The organism is Streptomyces sp. NBC_01537 (assembly GCF_045040445.1).
In the GTDB taxonomy this organism is placed as follows: Bacteria; Actinomycetota; Actinomycetes; order Streptomycetales; family Streptomycetaceae; genus Actinacidiphila.
On sequence record NZ_CP109392.1, the window covers coordinates 5227501 to 5243249 of the forward strand.

At 68.7% G+C, this 15749-nt stretch carries 16 protein-coding genes and 2 rRNA genes (1 of these 18 running past the window's edge); 8 read left to right on the forward strand and 10 right to left on the reverse strand.

What is annotated here, in order from left to right; all coding sequences use genetic code 11:
- From OG607_RS24100 to OG607_RS24110, 3 genes are all read left to right on the forward strand, one after another.
- Positions 1–1390, forward strand: a 23S ribosomal RNA gene (locus OG607_RS24100); it begins 1734 nt to the left of the window's first position.
- 72 nt (positions 1391–1462) lie between these two features.
- Positions 1463–1579, forward strand: a 5S ribosomal RNA gene (rrf, locus tag OG607_RS24105).
- A 91-nt stretch (positions 1580–1670) separates the two neighbouring features.
- The gene (locus tag OG607_RS24110) at positions 1671–2177 is read left to right on the forward strand and encodes a GNAT family N-acetyltransferase (RefSeq protein ID WP_405727092.1); all 507 of its coding nucleotides are present in this window, start codon (positions 1671–1673) and stop codon (positions 2175–2177) included.
- On the opposite strand, the gene OG607_RS24115 is transcribed toward OG607_RS24110, so the two are convergent.
- The 8 genes from OG607_RS24115 to OG607_RS24150 all read right to left on the reverse strand — a co-directional run bounded on the left by OG607_RS24115 (position 2098) and on the right by OG607_RS24150 (position 11030).
- Positions 2098–2529 carry a MerR family transcriptional regulator gene (locus tag OG607_RS24115; protein WP_405727095.1) on the reverse strand — a complete coding sequence of 144 codons (432 nt, stop codon included), beginning with the start codon at positions 2527–2529 and terminating at the stop codon, positions 2098–2100. The genes OG607_RS24110 and OG607_RS24115 overlap by 80 nt on opposite strands.
- An 11-nt stretch (positions 2530–2540) precedes the next feature.
- Positions 2541–3590: an MDR family NADP-dependent oxidoreductase gene (locus tag OG607_RS24120; protein WP_405727098.1), complete on the reverse strand. Its 1050-nt coding sequence runs from the start codon at positions 3588–3590 to the stop codon at positions 2541–2543.
- A gap of 28 nt (positions 3591–3618) precedes the next feature.
- Positions 3619–5154: a type IV secretory system conjugative DNA transfer family protein gene (locus tag OG607_RS24125; RefSeq protein ID WP_405727101.1), complete on the reverse strand. Its 1536-nt coding sequence runs from the start codon at positions 5152–5154 to the stop codon at positions 3619–3621.
- Complete coding sequence (locus tag OG607_RS24130; RefSeq protein WP_329316154.1) at positions 5154–6530, reverse strand: ATP-binding protein; 1377 nt, start codon at positions 6528–6530, stop codon at positions 5154–5156. The genes OG607_RS24125 and OG607_RS24130 overlap by 1 nt, the downstream gene beginning before the upstream one ends.
- Positions 6531–6858: 328 nt before the next feature.
- Positions 6859–8409 carry an SCO6880 family protein gene (locus tag OG607_RS24135; protein ID WP_405727104.1) on the reverse strand — a complete coding sequence of 517 codons (1551 nt, stop codon included), beginning with the start codon at positions 8407–8409 and terminating at the stop codon, positions 6859–6861.
- Positions 8406–9710, reverse strand: coding sequence for a hypothetical protein (locus OG607_RS24140; RefSeq protein WP_405727107.1), 1305 nt, complete (start codon positions 9708–9710; stop codon positions 8406–8408). Before OG607_RS24140 ends, OG607_RS24135 begins: the two co-directional genes overlap by 4 nt.
- Positions 9700–10524 (reverse strand): hypothetical protein, encoded by an 825-nt coding sequence (locus OG607_RS24145; RefSeq protein ID WP_405727110.1) that lies wholly within the window; start codon positions 10522–10524, stop codon positions 9700–9702. The genes OG607_RS24140 and OG607_RS24145 overlap by 11 nt, the downstream gene beginning before the upstream one ends.
- A 197-nt stretch (positions 10525–10721) precedes the next feature.
- The gene (locus OG607_RS24150) at positions 10722–11030 is read right to left on the reverse strand and encodes a hypothetical protein (protein WP_018559685.1); all 309 of its coding nucleotides are present in this window, start codon (positions 11028–11030) and stop codon (positions 10722–10724) included.
- Positions 11031–11403: 373 nt separating this feature from the next.
- Between OG607_RS24150 and OG607_RS24155 the strand changes: the two genes are divergently transcribed.
- Positions 11404–12417, forward strand: a complete 1014-nt coding sequence (locus OG607_RS24155) for an NlpC/P60 family protein (protein ID WP_405727114.1) — start codon at positions 11404–11406, stop codon at positions 12415–12417.
- Positions 12418–12600: 183 nt separating this feature from the next.
- Positions 12601–13293: a phosphatase PAP2 family protein gene (locus tag OG607_RS24160; protein WP_405727117.1), complete on the forward strand. Its 693-nt coding sequence runs from the start codon at positions 12601–12603 to the stop codon at positions 13291–13293.
- A gap of 13 nt (positions 13294–13306) precedes the next feature.
- Here OG607_RS24160 and OG607_RS24165 read toward each other — a convergent pair whose 3' ends face one another.
- Positions 13307–13462: a hypothetical protein gene (locus OG607_RS24165; protein ID WP_405727120.1), complete on the reverse strand. Its 156-nt coding sequence runs from the start codon at positions 13460–13462 to the stop codon at positions 13307–13309.
- Between the two features lie 91 nt (positions 13463–13553).
- Between OG607_RS24165 and OG607_RS24170 the strand changes: the two genes are divergently transcribed.
- Both OG607_RS24170 and OG607_RS24175 read left to right on the forward strand, forming a co-directional pair.
- The gene (locus tag OG607_RS24170; RefSeq protein ID WP_405727123.1) at positions 13554–14357 is read left to right on the forward strand and encodes a hypothetical protein; all 804 of its coding nucleotides are present in this window, start codon (positions 13554–13556) and stop codon (positions 14355–14357) included.
- 70 nt (positions 14358–14427) lie between these two features.
- Positions 14428–14634: a hypothetical protein gene (locus OG607_RS24175; protein ID WP_405727126.1), complete on the forward strand. Its 207-nt coding sequence runs from the start codon at positions 14428–14430 to the stop codon at positions 14632–14634.
- On the opposite strand, the gene OG607_RS24180 is transcribed toward OG607_RS24175, so the two are convergent.
- A complete protein-coding gene (locus OG607_RS24180; RefSeq protein WP_405727129.1) occupies positions 14623–14937 on the reverse strand; it encodes a metal-sensitive transcriptional regulator in 315 nt (104 codons plus the stop codon). The genes OG607_RS24175 and OG607_RS24180 overlap by 12 nt on opposite strands.
- 188 nt (positions 14938–15125) lie before the next feature.
- On the opposite strand from OG607_RS24180, the gene OG607_RS24185 reads away from it, so the two are divergent.
- A complete protein-coding gene (locus OG607_RS24185; protein ID WP_329316173.1) occupies positions 15126–15746 on the forward strand; it encodes a DUF47 family protein in 621 nt (206 codons plus the stop codon).
- The last annotated feature ends 3 nt before the right edge of the window (positions 15747–15749 follow it).

Genomic DNA, 15749 nt, shown 5'->3' on the forward strand with positions numbered 1-15749 from the left:
AGACCTGATGCCGAGCCGATTGTGGTGAAGTGGATGATCCTATGCTGTCGAGAAAAGCCTCTAGCGAGTTTCATGGCGGCCCGTACCCTAAACCGACTCAGGTGGTCAGGTAGAGAATACCGAGGCGTTCGGGTGAACTATGGTTAAGGAACTCGGCAAAATGCCCCCGTAACTTCGGGAGAAGGGGGGCCATCACTGGTGATAGCATTTGCTGCTTGAGCTGGGGGTGGCCGCAGAGACCAGCGAGAAGCGACTGTTTACTAAAAACACAGGTCCGTGCGAAGCCGTAAGGCGATGTATACGGACTGACGCCTGCCCGGTGCTGGAACGTTAAGGGGACCGGTTAGTCACATTTCGGTGTGGCGAAGCTGAGAACTTAAGCGCCAGTAAACGGCGGTGGTAACTATAACCATCCTAAGGTAGCGAAATTCCTTGTCGGGTAAGTTCCGACCTGCACGAATGGCGTAACGACTTCTCGACTGTCTCAACCATAGGCCCGGTGAAATTGCACTACGAGTAAAGATGCTCGTTTCGCGCAGCAGGACGGAAAGACCCCGGGACCTTTACTATAGCTTGATATTGGTGTTCGGTTCGGCTTGTGTAGGATAGGTGGGAGACTGTGAAGCTATGGCGCCAGCCGTGGTGGAGTCGTCGTTGAAATACCACTCTGGTCGTGCTGGATGTCTAACCTCGGTCCGTGATCCGGATCAGGGACAGTGTCTGGTGGGTAGTTTAACTGGGGCGGTTGCCTCCTAAAGAGTAACGGAGGCGCCCAAAGGTTCCCTCAGCCTGGTTGGCAATCAGGTGTTGAGTGTAAGTGCACAAGGGAGCTTGACTGTGAGACTGACGGGTCGAGCAGGGACGAAAGTCGGGACTAGTGATCCGGCGGTGGCTTGTGGAAGCGCCGTCGCTCAACGGATAAAAGGTACCCCGGGGATAACAGGCTGATCTTCCCCAAGAGTCCATATCGACGGGATGGTTTGGCACCTCGATGTCGGCTCGTCGCATCCTGGGGCTGGAGTCGGTCCCAAGGGTTGGGCTGTTCGCCCATTAAAGCGGTACGCGAGCTGGGTTTAGAACGTCGTGAGACAGTTCGGTCCCTATCCGCTGTGCGCGTAGGAATATTGAGAAGGGCTGTCCCTAGTACGAGAGGACCGGGACGGACGAACCTCTGGTGTGCCAGTTGTCCTGCCAAGGGCATGGCTGGTTGGCTACGTTCGGGAGGGATAACCGCTGAAAGCATCTAAGCGGGAAGCCTGCTTCGAGATGAGTATTCCCACCCCCTTTGAGGGGTTAAGGCTCCCAGTAGACGACTGGGTTGATAGGCCGGATGTGGAAGCCCTGTAAGGGGTGGAGCTGACCGGTACTAATAGGCCGAGGGCTTGTCCTCAGTTGCTCGCGTCCACTGTGTAGTTCTGAAGTAACGAACTGTGTTGTTCCGGTTCAGTTGTCTTCATAGTGTTTCGGTGGTCATTGCGTTAGGGAAACGCCCGGTTACATTCCGAACCCGGAAGCTAAGCCTTTCAGCGCCGATGGTACTGCAGGGGGGACCCTGTGGGAGAGTAGGACGCCGCCGAACAATCTTTCAGCCTCAGTCCCCGAGCCTTGTGCTCGGGGACTGAGGCATTTTTGCGTTGCGGCTGCGTTCGGCCGGCTGCCACCATCGCCGTATGCGATATGAGATACGGGCGAAGCGCCCCGATGAGTGGGAGCTGAACAGGGAACTGCGGCTGGCGGGACTGAAGGACCCTGCCAGCAGTGTGGCGTTCGTCAACACCTATGAGACAGAAGCGGCGTTCACGGAGGAGGTGTGGCGGAGCCGCGGCGAGACACCGGCGTTCGTCGCGGTGGATGAGGCGGGGGTGTGGGTGGGGACGGTGACTGTCCTGGTGGAGGTCGGCGAGGAGTATCCGGTGCCGCAGACGCATTTGGTCGGGGTGTTTGTGCGGCCGGAGTTCCGGGGGAGCGGGTTGGCGGAGGATTTGCTGCGGGCGGCGGTTGACTGGTCGTTCGAGCTGCCGGAGAAGGTGGATCGGGTACGGCTGTGGGTGCACGAGGAGAATGCGCGGGCGCAGGCGTTCTATGGGCGGCTGGGCTTTACGCGGACCGGCGGGGCGATGGCGTTTCCGCTTGATGAGACGAAGACGGAGTACGAGATGGAGCTGCCCCGGCCCTGACCCGGGCCGCCAGTTGGTCTCGGAGCCTTGTGAGGCGGGCGATTTCGTCGTTGAGGGCGGCGAGGCGGCGGGCGGCGATGCCGGGGCCGGGAGTGGCCTGGGCGGCGCCGCAGGGGCGGGTCGGGTCGGCTTCGATGAGGTGGAGGTGGTCGACGCAGCTGTGGATGTCGCCGATGGTGAGGCCGACGGAGAGCAGTTCGCGGATGAGGCGGATCCGGGCCACGTCACCGGGGCTGTACTGGCGTTGGCCGGTCGCGGTGCGGGTCGGCGGGGGGAGCAGCCCGCGCTGTTCGTAGAAGCGCAGGGCGCGGGGTGTTGTGCCGGCTGCGGCTGCTGCGTCGCCGATCCGCATGCGTACTCCTCCTACAACTCCACGATGACGGCGCCCAGATGGTGCCCGCCGATGACTTCGTGCAACGCTCGCGGGGCGTTTTCGATGCCCGGGATGCGGACGTGGGGGAAGGTGATCCGGCCCGAGCGGAGCCAGTCGCCGAAGCGCTCGTTCCATTCGGGGAGGACTGTCGGGTCCTCCTGGCCGCTGAAGCCCCGGATGGTGATGCGCTTGAGGATGACCTGGAACGAGTCGATCTCGACCGGTCCGGTCGTGCCGTCGCCGTCCGGCGACAGCTGGCCGGCGAGAGCGCCGACGAGGGCGAAGCGGGCCCCGGGACGAGCGGCTGTCACGGCGGCCTGGAGCTGTTCGCCACCGACGTTGTCCAGCAGGACGTCGATGCCGTCGGGGGCGGCCTTTGCGAGCTGCTCGGCGATGGTGGGGCCGGACGCCCGGAGTACGGCGGCGTCGTAGCCCAGTTCGGAGACCATACGGTCGGCCTTCGCGGGTGAACCGGTGCTGCCGATGACGCGGCCGGCGCCGAGCAGGCGGGCGATCTGGCCGGCGAGGGAGCCGACGGAACCGGCGCCGCCGGTGACGAGGACGGTGTCGCCGGGCCGGACCTGGGCGGCCCGGGTGAGGGCGCCATAGGCGGTCGAGCCCATTGCCAGGTGGGCGACGGGGTCCGGGAGGGTGTCGGCGAGAGGGGTGCATTCGGCGGCGGGCAGGGCCGCGTACTCGCGCCAGCCCTGGAAGTGGAGGACCAGGTCGCCGGCTCGCAGATCGCTGCCGGAGGGGGCTGAGACGACCTCACCGACGGCTGGGCCGAAGAGCGTGTCGCCGGGGTGGAGGGCCGGGAAGGGGGTGGAGCCTTCCAGGCCGCCGCCGATGAGGGTGCGGAGGGCGGGGAGGACCTGGAACCAGCGGTTGCGGATGAGGGCTTCGCCCTCTGCTGGGACGGGAAGCGGGGTTTCGACGACGGTGAAGTGTTCGGGTCCCGGCAGGCCCTCCGGGAGGGTGGCGAGGCGGACTTCACGGGAAACGGTCGCTGCTGGGGCTGGGGCTGGGACTGGAGTCGGCATGGCGGGACGCTAACCCTTGACGTACGGGTCAGAGGCAAGTGGCGTCCGGGACCTCGTCGAGGAGGCCGGGGGCGACGGGGCCGAGGATGAGGCGGGCGTCGGCGCGGTGCCAGAGGGGGGTGCGCCAGTGGGCGCGGGCCTGTTCGGGGGAGCGGAGGACGGCGAGGGCGGGGAGGCCGGTGGAGGCGCCGGTGGCGAGGAGATCGGGGAGGTCGGGGAGCGGGGCCAGCGCGGCGACGTCGTCGAGGACGAGGGTGAGTGGTGGGTCGAGCCGACCGGCGGGTGACCGTGCGGCCATGCGCCGGCCGTGCTCGACCACGCTGGATACGAGTGCGGTGAGCAGGGGCATCACACCCGGGTGGGTCCGTGGGTCCTCGTTGGTCTCGCCCACCACATACATCGTTCCCCGATCGCGGATGAACGATTCCAGGTCGAGGGCGTCGGTGCGGCCGGGATTGCAGGCGTCGCGGATGTGGACGGAGCCGAGGGACTCCAGGGTCCGGTGGACGAGGGCCTGGGCGGCGTCGCGGCGGTCCGTGTGGGCGTGCAGTACGGACTCGAGCTCACCGCTCCAGCCGGGTGCGGCCTTGGGGTGGGTGCGCAGGATGCGTACGGCGTCCTGGGCGCCTGAGGCGCCGCTGACGCCGGCCCAGCGGTGTACCTGGCGGAAGGGCAGGCCGTCTATGGCGGCGGCGTGGAGCCAGCAGCGGAGCAGGGTCTCGGCGGCGTCGAACATCGCGGCGTCCGCGGCGGCGTGGGGGCGGCAGGGGAAGAGGAGTGCCCTGGCTCGGGTGAGGGCGGTGGGGACGTCTTCGCAGCCGGTGTGCGGGGCCCAGCGGAGGCGGCCGGGGGTGTCCACGAGGTGGGCCGGGTCGTAGATGTGGACGGGGCCGAGCTTGGCACGGTTGCCGACGGTCTGGTGGAAGGTCTCGGGGTCGGCGGTGGTGACGATGGCTGCGCCGGCGGCGTTGAGGATGGCCGGTTGGACGAGGCGTTTGCCCTTGTCGGCGGTGGGGGTTGCCGCGAAGGCGGCGTAGGTGCGGGTGAGTTCGTCCTCGGTGGGGGCGGGGGGTGCGGGGGCCGGTGCGGCGGGTTTCTCCCCCACCCCGCCCCTTCCCGAAACCAGGGGCTCCGCCCCTGGACCCCGCTCCTCAAACGCCGGAGGGGCTGAGTGGGCCGGAGGGGCTGGAGTGGCCGGACGGGCTGATTTTGCCCTGCGCAGCCGCGTACGGGCCACCACGCCGATCACGAACACCGTCACGACGAACAGCACCATCAGCTGTCCTATGAAGATGCCCCAGAACAGGCCCGAGCTGGGCAGGGCTTCCGGTGAGGCCTCGGGCCAGGCGGCGGCCAGGTCGTGTGGGTGGCCGATGAGGTGGCGCATGGCGATGGGGGTGCGGGTGAAGTGGACCCCGGCGGGCCAGGAGCCGTGGGAGAGGAGGCCGGCTATGCCGGTGGCCGTCCAGAGGAGGACGGTCATGCCGAGGAGGAAGCCGATGACGCCGAGGATGAGGCCGTCGGGGATGCCGCCTTCCGTGCGCTGCTGTCTTTGGGTTGTCATTACGCCACCGCGTCGTCGGCCAACTGCTTGTCCAGGGAGACCCGTTCCGGCTCGTCTTCCTCTCGGACGGAGGACTCGGTCATGGCGCGGTCGGTGTAGACGAGGGGGCGCTCGGTGTCGGTGATGAGGTGTTTGACGACCTGGACGTTGCCGTTGACGTCCCAGACGGCGATGCCGGGGGTGAGGGTGGGGATGATTTCCACCGCCCAGCGGGGCAGGCCCAGGACGCGGCCGGTGGCGCGGGCCTCGTCGGCCTTCTGGGCGTAGATCGTCCGGGTCGAGGCCATTTTGAGGATGGCCGCCGCTTCCTTCGCGGCTGCGCCGTCCACAACGTCCGAGAGGTGGTGGACGACGGCTACGAAGGACAGGCCGAGGCGTCGGCCGAACTTCAGGAGGCGCTGGAAGAGCTGGGCCACGAAGGGGCTGTTGATGATGTGCCAGGCCTCCTCGACGAGGAAGATGCGTTTCTTCCGGTCGGGGCGGATCCAGGTGTGTTCGAGCCAGACGCCGACGATCGCCATGAGGATGGGCATGGCGATGGAGTTGCGGTCGATGTGGGAGAGGTCGAAGACGATGAGCGGGGCGTCGAGGTCGATGCCCACGGTGGTGGGGCCGTCGAACATGCCGCGCAGGTCGCCGTCGACGAGGCGGTCGAGGACGAGGGCCACGTCGAGGCCCCAGGCGCGTACGTCGTCGAGGTCCACGTTCATCGACTCGGCGGCGTCCTCCAAGGGGTGGCGGAGGCGTTCGACGATGTCGGTGAGGATGGGCTGGCGGTCGGTGATGGTCTCGATGACGTAGGCGTGGGCGACCTTGAGGGCGAAGCCGGCGCGTTCGTCGAGGCCGTGGCCCATGGCGACTTCGATGATGGTGCGGAGCAGGGCGAGCTGGCCGGTGAGGGTGATGGCCGGGTCGAGGGGGTTGAGCTTGATGCCGCCGTCGAGGGCGGCGGTCGGGTCCAGGCGGATGGGTTGTATTCCGAGGGCTTTGGCGATGAGGTTCCACTCGCCGGCGCCGTCCTCGCCCTGGGCGTCGAGGACGACGACCTGGCGGTCGCGGAAGCGCAACTGGCGCAGGACGTAGGTCTTTTCCAGGGCGGACTTGCCGTTGCCGGACTCGCCGAGGACCAGCCAGTGGGGGGCGGGGAGCTGCTGTCCGTACATCTGGAACGGGTCGTAGATGTAGCCCTTGCCGCTGTAGACCTCGCGGCCGATGATCACGCCGGAGTCGCCGAGGCCGGGGGCGGCGGTGGGGAGGTAGACGGCCTGGGCCTGTCCGGTGGAGGTGCGGACGGGGAGGCGGGTGGATTCGACCTTGCCGAAGAGGAAGCTGGTGAAGGCGTCGGTGAGGGCCGCGAGGGGGTCGAGCATGGCCATCAGATGGACCTCCTCGTTGGCGGTGGCGTTGGCAGGGTTGGTGGCTGCCGGAGACCATGGTGCGGGGCGGTCGGCGTCGTACGCGCGTGCGCATGGCGGTGCGCACGGGGGCGCGTCGGCGGCGCAGGGGGCTCCCCCACCCCGCCCCTTCCCGAAACCGGGGCTCCGCCCCGGACCCCGCTGGGGGCTTCGCCCCCAGGCCCCCGAACGGCCTTCGGCCGTGTCCTCAAACGCCGGACGGGCTGAAGACGGCCGGCGCAGCGGTCCGAAGCCAGCGGAGCGCCCGCGAGGGACGCCATAGGGAGGGGCCGCCGGACGGGCTGAGTAGTCACCGGCGGATTCCCGTCGCGAACGGCAGCGTGTTCACGAAGGCGCGGTGGTGTTCGCGGTCGCACCACTCCAGCTTCAGGTACGACTTGCCGGCGGAGGCCCGGATTGTGCGCTTGTCGCGGTTGAGGGCCTCGGGGTTACGGGAGGAGACCGTGATGTAGCCGACGAGGTTGACGCCGGCGGCGCCGGAGGCGAGGTCTTCGCCGCGCTGGTCGATGCGGCCGTGGTGGGCGACGTCGCGGGGGTCGATGACGCGGTTCATCTTGGCGGCGCGGGAGGCGTCGGCGTCGTCGTTGGTCTTCTCGGTGAGCATGCGCTCGATGGCGACGTCGGTGGGCTCGAGGTCCATGCAGACGGCGACGGTGCGGATGACGTCGGGGGTGTGGACCAGGAGGGGGGCGAGGAAGTTGACGCCGACGGGGGTCATGGGCCATTCCTTCACCCAGGCCGTGGAGTGGCACCAGGGGGCGCGGGTGGAGGACTCGCGGGTCTTGGCCTGGAGGAAGGTGGGCTCGGTGGCGTCGAGCTCGGCGGGCCAGGCGTTGCGGCGGGTCATGGCCTGGATGTGGTCTATGGGGTGGTCCGGGTCGTACATGGAGTGGACCAGGGAGGACAGCCGGGCCTGGCCGAGGGGCTGGCGGACGCGGATGTCGGCCTCGGCGAGGCGGGCGCAGATGTCGGTGAGCTCGCGGGCCATGACGGCGGCGATGCCGGCGTCCTTGTCGACGGCCTTGCCGCGGGCGCCGGTGGCGCGGGAGATGGCGGTGCCCTCGGCGGCGAGTTCGCGGCTGTAGTGCATGCAGGCGACGAGGTAGGCGCGGTGCTGCTCGCTGGAGGTGGAGACCATCGACTGGAGCTGGTCGTAGGAGTCCTTGAGCCAGCGCTCGGCGCTGTCGTCCCCGCGTACGGCGACGTCCTTGGCGTGGGCGTCGGGGTCGGCGGGGAGGGTGCGGGCGAGCATCTGGAGGCGGGTGACGAAGCCGTCGCCGTTGGCCACGTGCTTGAGGAGGGTGCCGAAGCGTTCGACGAGGGCTTCCTGGTCCTCGCTGTCGCGCAGGCCGACGCCGGGGCCCTCGATCTCGATGGCGGCGGTGACGGTGCGGCGGTCGACGTGGAGGAGGACGGCGATCTCGTCGGGGCCGAAGGGGGCGGAGAGCCAGGTGATGCGGCCGATGCCGGGCGGCGGGCCGATCTCGATCTCGCGGCCGTCGAGGCGGATGCCGGCCTCGGCGGCGGCGGAGCGGTAGGTGGCGGTGTTGCGCAGGGTGCGGCGGTAGGTGCGGTTGATCTCGAACCACCTGTAGAAGGTGCGGCGGCGGTAGGGCATGTAGACGGCGGCGAAGGCCAGCAGTGGCCAGCCGACGAGCCCCAGGATCCGGAGGGGGAGGACCGGGATGAGGAGCCCGCACATCATGCCGAGGAAGGCCCCGGCGATGATCAGGGCGATCTCGCCGGTCTCCCGGTTCTTGCCGACGATCGCGTTGGGGCGGGCCTTGCCGATCAGATACGTACGACGTGGCTGCTGGACGGCGTATGGCTGGGACGTCACCGGCTGTTACCTCCGGACTTGCTACTGCTGCTGGTGCCGTTGTTGCGGCCGGCCGATGGTGGCGCCGTACGCGGGGCCGGGGCGGCGGGTGCGCCCGAGCCGCCGCCGCGGGTGCTGTGGGCGGCGACGCCGCCGGAGACTCCGTTGGCGGGGCTGCTGCCGCCGCCTCCGCCGGACGCCGCCTGCTCCTGGGGGCCGCGGGAGCTGTGCGTCTTGATGCCCTGCTTGACCAGGGCGGCGGGGGAGGAGATGACGGCGGCGGCTGCGCCCTCGCCGCTGATCTTGCGGTTGCTGCGCAGGCTCTGTACGTCGTCGCCGAAGCCGGGGACGAAGCGGTAGATCATGGCGCTGGCGAAGATGGCCAGCAGGATGATCGAGAGGCCGGAGACGACGGCGCTGAAGGAGTTCGGGCCGTCGGCGGAGGTGGACAGGGCGCCGGCGAGGCCGAGGACGATCACGATGACGGGCTTGACCAGGATGATCGCGATCATGATGCCGGCCCAGCGGCGGACGTGGTGCCACATGTTCTTGTCGACCATGCCGGAGTACACGGCGGTGCCGAGCAGCGCGCCGACGTAGAGCAGGGCGGCCCGGATCACCAGCTCCAGGTACAGCACGCCGGCTGCGAGCACGGAGATCAGGGAGACGATGATCAGCATGATCGGGCCGCCGCCGATGTCGGTGCCCTTGGTCAGGGCGTCGGAGAACGAGCCGAAGAACATGTCCGTGTTGGAGCCGGTGCCGGCCGCGATGACGTCGGTGACCGCGTCGGTCGCCGAGACCAGGGTGTAGAGGATCAGCGGCGTGAAGGCCGAGGCGATGACGGTCAGCCAGAGGAAGCCGACGGCCTCGGTGAGGGCCTCGGTCAGGGGGACGCCGCGCACGGCGCGCTTGGCGACGGCCAGCAGCCACAGGACGAGGGTGAGGATGGTCGAGGCGGCGAAGACGACGGCGTACTGGCGGAGGAACGCGCCGTTGGTGAAGTCGACCTGGGTGGTGTGGGTGACCGCCTCGGAGAGCTTGTCGATGACGGCGGAGGCGGCCTTGGCGCAGCCCTTGGCGAGGGAGGTGAGGGGGTCGAGGGTGTCGGTGACGGAGTTGCTTCCGCCGCCGCTCCCACTTTCGCAGTAGTCCTTGGCGACGCCGATGAATCCGCTGCAGTCCGTCGATGAGCTGGGGCTGGGAGTGGGGGTCGGTGAGGGCGCGGCGGTGGCCCGCGAGGCGGCGAGGACGACGAGTGCCTGTGCTCCCATGAGGACCGCGGTGAGTGACAGCGCGCGGTGGTGGCGGCTACCTAGCATAGGTGAACCCTCCGAATCCCTCGACTGCGTTCGCGATCTCGTCAGCGCTCGCGGCCAGGTCGTCGCCACTGACGGGGGCCGGGCCCTGCTTCTGGCTGGACGACTCGATCTTCCAGTCGCCGTCGACCCATTTGAGCTTCTCAGTGATGGTCAACCAACTCTGGCTGACCGGTTTCGTCGAGCCTTCGCCAGCCAGGCCGATCAGGCCGGTGCACCACACCTCGACGGTCGCGGTGGCGCCGCTGTGCGCGGTGGTCTTTGTGCCGACGGGGATGGTGCGGGAGACAAAGGTGAAGCCGCTGGGCGTGGAGCCGTCCTCGTTGAGGCCCAGGCTGGTGAACAGGCTCGCGGAGTACGCCTTGTCGAGCTTGGCCTGGAGGCCGGCCACGACCGCCGGGTCGTGGATCGCGGCGACGATGGCGTGCCGGCGTGTGGTGTCGAGCATGCCGTCACCGCCCAGCGCGACCGCGTAGTTGGCCGCCGCGGACTGGGCGCCCTGCGAGGTCTGGGCGAAGCCGGTGGCGATGCCCTCGGCGGAGCCGGACACCGGCTTCTCGCCGGTCGCGGAGGTCGGCTGGGACTGGGCGGTGCCCTTGCTGCCGCCGCTGCCGCTGCCGGAGGAGGAACTGTCCGAGTCGCCGCCGCGGTTGGCGAAGGCGATCGCGGCGATGAGCAGCACGATGACGCCGACGACCGAGACCAGGCTGCGGCCGGAGCGGGGGGCCGCCCGGCGCCCGGCGGTGCCGCCGGGGCCGGGCTGGCCTTCCGGGAGCCGGGTGCGGGTGGTCGGCGGGCCGTCCTGGCCGAGGCTCATGGGGCGCCCGCCCCCTCACGCGAGGAGGGCAGGGCGGAACCGTTGTGGGGTCCGGCATCGCTGCTCGGGTGAGTGGGCATCAGCACGCAGCCTCGGGTTGGAACATGGGGCCGGGACGAGCCCCAGGGGACATAAGTAGGGGATATGGATGGATGGGACGGATACGGAGGAAATCGTTGTCGGGGGCGGGATCGTTGCTAGACCGCCATCCCGTAGACGATGGTGAACAGCGTGCCGAGAGAGCCGATGATGAACACGCCGGTCAGTCCGGCGATGATCAACCCCTTGCCCTGCTCGGCGCTGAACGTGTCGCGGAGCGCCGTCGCGCCGATCCGCTGCTTCGCCGCGCCCCAGATCGCGATGGCCAGGCACAGCAGGATCGCCACTGCCATGACCACCTCGATCATCACGCGCGCTTCGTTCCCGAGGGAGCCGAAAGGCCCCCAGTCCGGGGCGATTCCACCGATGATGGTGTTGATATCGCCCTTCTCGGCTGCCAGGAACATGAGAACTCACCACCACGCTAGATCAGTTGGTCTCCTCGCCGGGGCGCAAGGAGCCAGGGTCTATCTTGACGGAGGATGCCGCTGTCGTATGTCGACTCAGCGACTTTCTCAGCCGATTCCCCTGTGTGATCCCGGCCGCAGCCGTCAGACTGGTCGGATTGGCTGGCGGACCGGTGTTCGATGGGACACAGATGACTACTCTGTGTATCACGCGAGTGAGCGCAGGGCAACGATTGGGGGCGGCGATGAGCGGTGATGCTTCTTCAGGTCCGGCTCACCGTCACCACGTGTGTCCGGAAGCGCAGAAGGACACGCAGAAGGAAGCGCGGAAGGACGCGCGGCACGGCACACGTACGAAGGGGCGGATCGCGGGATGAAGGCGGCGGCGACGGCGCGCAAGGTCTGGCTCATGGCCGGCATCGCCGGCGGGCTCTGCTTCTCCTTCCTCGCGCTCCTCCTGGTCGGTACGTACTCGGCTGCCGCCAGCCTCGCCGGCAACGGCACCGTGACCCTGGCCAAGGGCGCCGTTCCGGCCGCGTACACCGGCCTCGTGCAGAGGTGGGGCAACCTCTGCGACGCCATCAACCCGGCGCTGCTGGCCGCTCAGCTCTACCAGGAGAGCGGCTGGAAGGCGGATGCGCAGAGCGGGGCCAACGCGCAGGGCATAGCGCAGTTCATCCCCGGCACCTGGGCCACGCACGGCATCGACGGGGACGGTGACGGGGACCGCGATGTGTGGGACCCGGCGGACGCGATCCCGTCGGCGGCGACGTACGACTGCGAGCTGGCCGGCTATGTGAAGGACGTGCCCGGGAATCCCACCGAGAACATGCTGGCGGCGTACAACGCGGGCGCGTACCGGGTGATCCAGGCGGGCGGGGTCCCGGCGATCCGGGAGACGCAGAACTACGTCAAGTCCATCACGACTCTGGCGAAGAGCTTCGCAGCCCCGGTCGGGACGGTCGCGGCCTCGCAGCAGGCGGCCGGCGCGATCTACTACGCGCAGGGCAAGCTCGGCACGCCCTATCTGTGGGGCGGCACCGGCACGGACTCGCAGGGCGGGCGGTTCGACTGCTCCGGCCTGACGCAGGCGGCTTACCACTCGGTGGGCATCGAGCTGCCGAGGGTGGCGGCGGACCAGTGGAACGCAGGGCAGCACCCGGCGCGCAGCGAGCTGATCCCGGGGGACCTGGTGTTCTTCGCGTACGACCTGAACGATCCGAGGACCATTCACCATGTGGGCCTGTACGTGGGCGGCGGCTATATGATCAACGCGCCGCACACAGGTGCTGTGATCCGCTTCGACAAGATCGACACGGCGGACTACATCGGCGCGACCCGGGTGACGCAGGACGGCGCGGCCGCGCTGCCCACCGCGGGGGCGTGAGCGGCGCGCGAAACAGCGCGCGAGAGGGGTTCTGATTTCCCTTCGGTAACTTCTCGGTGATCATCTGGTAGAGACCGGAACGCTACGTACCGTGCACGCCGTTGTACGGGTCAGAATGGCCTCACGCGTATGACCATGCGGACTGCGACGGGGGTTGCCGCGCGACAGTGAGGGGCATCACCGATGGCAGAGCTCGCCCTTGACGGCTCGAATCCTGATGTCAGCCTGCTCCGCGACATCAACAACCTCGCCAAGGATGCCCCCGGCTGGTTCGACCGGACCATGGAGTTCGTCGGTGAGTACGGGCTCGTCGTACTGCTGGTCCTGCTCGTCGGGTGGTGCTGGTGGCGGGTCGCCCGGCGCTCCCCGGAGGCCCCGGCGGCCGTTGCCGGCGTTTTGTGGTCCGGCCTCGCGGCCGGGATCGCCCTGCTGCTGAACATTCCGCTGCGGGGCTTCGTGGAGCGGCCGAGGCCCTTCGTCGACCATGACGGGCTCGATGTCCTGATCAAGGGCAAGACGGACTTCTCGTTCGTCAGCGACCACGCGACCCTGACGATGGCGGTCGCCGTAGGGCTGTTTCTGGTCAGCCGGCGCGTGGGTGCTGTGGCGGTGGTGATCGCTGTGGCGGAGGGTTTCTGCCGCGTATACATGGGCGTGCACTACCCGACCGATGTGGTGGGCGGATTCGCCCTCGGCACGGCTGTGGCCCTGCTGCTGGCTCCGCTGGCGATGGCCCTCCTCACGCCGCTGGTGACCGCCGTAGGCGGCTCGCGGGCGGGCTGGCTCGTACGGCGCCCGCAGGGCCCTGCGGTCGGGCGGCCGCAGGGTGAGCCCTACCCGGAGCCGACGTCCTACGACAAGGACCTGGCCGCGTAGGGCCTTTCCCCCTCTAAGCGCCGGCCGGGCTGTGCTCGGCCGCGTCGCGCCTTGCCCGGTCGCGCGCGCGGCGGGCGGGGCCCCGCCAGCCGCAGGTGCAGGTGGCGTGGGTGAAGGGGCCCTTTTCGACGGTCGTCGTGCGGTGGGCTGCGGTGGGCTGGTCGAGCACGGGTTCAACGGTACCGAAGGCGGCAGCGTGACGGAGGCCGGGGGAGCGTCGTTATGCCGAACGAGGCTCAAGGTGCAGGGGGTTGGCGGAGATGGGGCAGCGGGGAGGCGCGGCCGCAGCCGCCGCGGCGCTGGTTCTCGGCCTGGCGGGGTGTTCCGGGAGCGGGCAGGCGGCGGAGCCGGACGGGGCGGAGACGATGCGACGGGCGTCGGATGTGCTGGTGCGTTACGGCAGCTCGCAGGTCGTGACGTCGATGGAGACGGCCAGCGGCGGGACAAAGGTCTCGATCACCGGGACCGGGGGCTATGACTTCGCGCGGCGGCGGGGAAGCCTGGAGGTGACGCTGCCGGCGGACGCGGCCGGGGAGCCGGAGCACCAGCCGATCACGGAGCTGCTGACGCCGGGGGCGCTGTACATGAAGAACCGTGGCGAGGGGGTGCCCGCCGACAAGTGGGTGCGGCTGGACACGGCCCGCCTGGCCGACGGGAATCTGGTGACGGGCGGGGTCACGGACCCGCTGGCGGCGGCCGAGCTGCTGCGGGGGGCGCGCGGGGTGACGTATGCGGGCCAGGAGACGATCGCCGGCGTCAGGGTGCGGCACTACCGGGGGGTGACGGACATCGTGCGGGCGGCGAAGGCCGCTTCGGCGGCCTCGCGGGGGTCGCTGGGGGCGGCGGCGAAAGGGTTCTCCGTGACGCGGGTGCCGTTCGAGGCGTATGTGGACGAGGAGGGGCGGCTCCGCCGGCTGCGGCAGTGCTTCACCTTCACGAACAACGCGGAGGTGGTGTCGGTGGTCTCCTTCCACGGCTTCGGGTCACCGGTGCGCGTCGTGCTGCCGGACGCCGACGACATCTACCGCGGAAAGATCGTTTCTGCGCCCACCCCGCAGGCGTAGACCACCCGGAAATGGCCCGTCCGTGTCATGCACGGATTGTGCCGCGCTGCCTACTCTGGGCTGGGAGGAGGTGGTGCACGTGGCGTTGCTGGAGCAGGAACGGGACCTGGACCGGGATCAGGACCACGTGGCCCTCGCGGAGATCGAGTTGTGCGGCGAGCTGATGATCGCGGCTTCCGCCGCGGTCGAGGAGCGGCTCAGCGCCGCCCGCATCGACGAGGTGCTCAAGGTGGAGCACCTGCCGGAGCGCCTGCCGGAGAGCGTGTCAGGTTCGTAGCAGCCGGGCTATCGCGGCTGTGGCCTCGGCCACTTTGTCGTCCGCGTCCGGGCCGCCCTGGCTGGCCGCGTCGGCGACGCAGTGCCGCAGGTGTTCCTCCAGAAGCTGGAGAGCGAAGGACTGCAGGGCCTTTGTGCCGGCGGATACCTGGGTAAGGATGTCGATGCAGTAGACGTCCTCCTCGACCATGCGCTGGAGGCCGCGGATCTGCCCCTCGATGCGGCGAAGCCGCTTCAGGTGCTGGTCCTTCTGCTTGCTGTAACCGTGCGGTCCATGGTCGGTTCCATGGTCGGTGACCGTCATGGTGCCCGCCCTTCCTGCCCCGGTATACCCCTGCCGGGTATATCGTACCGAATTCGGCCCATTGTGCGAGGCGGCCCCGGTGGGGGACCCGTCGGGCGATGAGCGACACTGTGGACGCCGGTTAGATATGGCCGGATGATGCACTTAGCATCAATGCGACCGAAAACCGATGTAGCCGAGGACCTCACGTGCGCTTTCGTCTGACCCCCAGGGAGACGAGCTTCTATGACATGTTCGCCGCATCCGCGGACAACATCGTCACAGGGTCGAAGCTCCTCATGGAACTGCTCGGCGCCGACTCTGCCACGCGTACCGAGATCGCGGAGAGGATGCGGGCGGCGGAGCACGCGGGGGACGACGCGACACATGCGATCTTCCACCAGCTGAACTCCTCCTTCATCACGCCGTTCGACCGCGAGGACATCTACTCCCTCGCCTCCAACCTCGACGACATCATGGACTTCATGGAGGAGGCCGTCGACCTGGTGGTGCTGTACCAGGTCGAGGAACTGCCCAAGGGCGTCGAGCAGCAGATCGAGGTGCTGGCGCGGGCGGCGGAGCTGACCGCCGAGGCGATGCCCAATCTGCGCACGATGACCGACCTCACCGAGTACTGGATCGAGGTCAACCGGCTGGAGAACCAGGCGGACCAGATCCACCGCAAGCTGCTCGCGCACCTGTTCAACGGCAAGTACGACGCCATGGAAGTGCTCAAGCTGAAGCAGATCGTGGATGTGCTGGAAGAGGCCGCCGACGCCTTCGAGAAGGTCGCCAACACGGTGGAGACCATCGCGGTCAAGGAGTCCTGACCC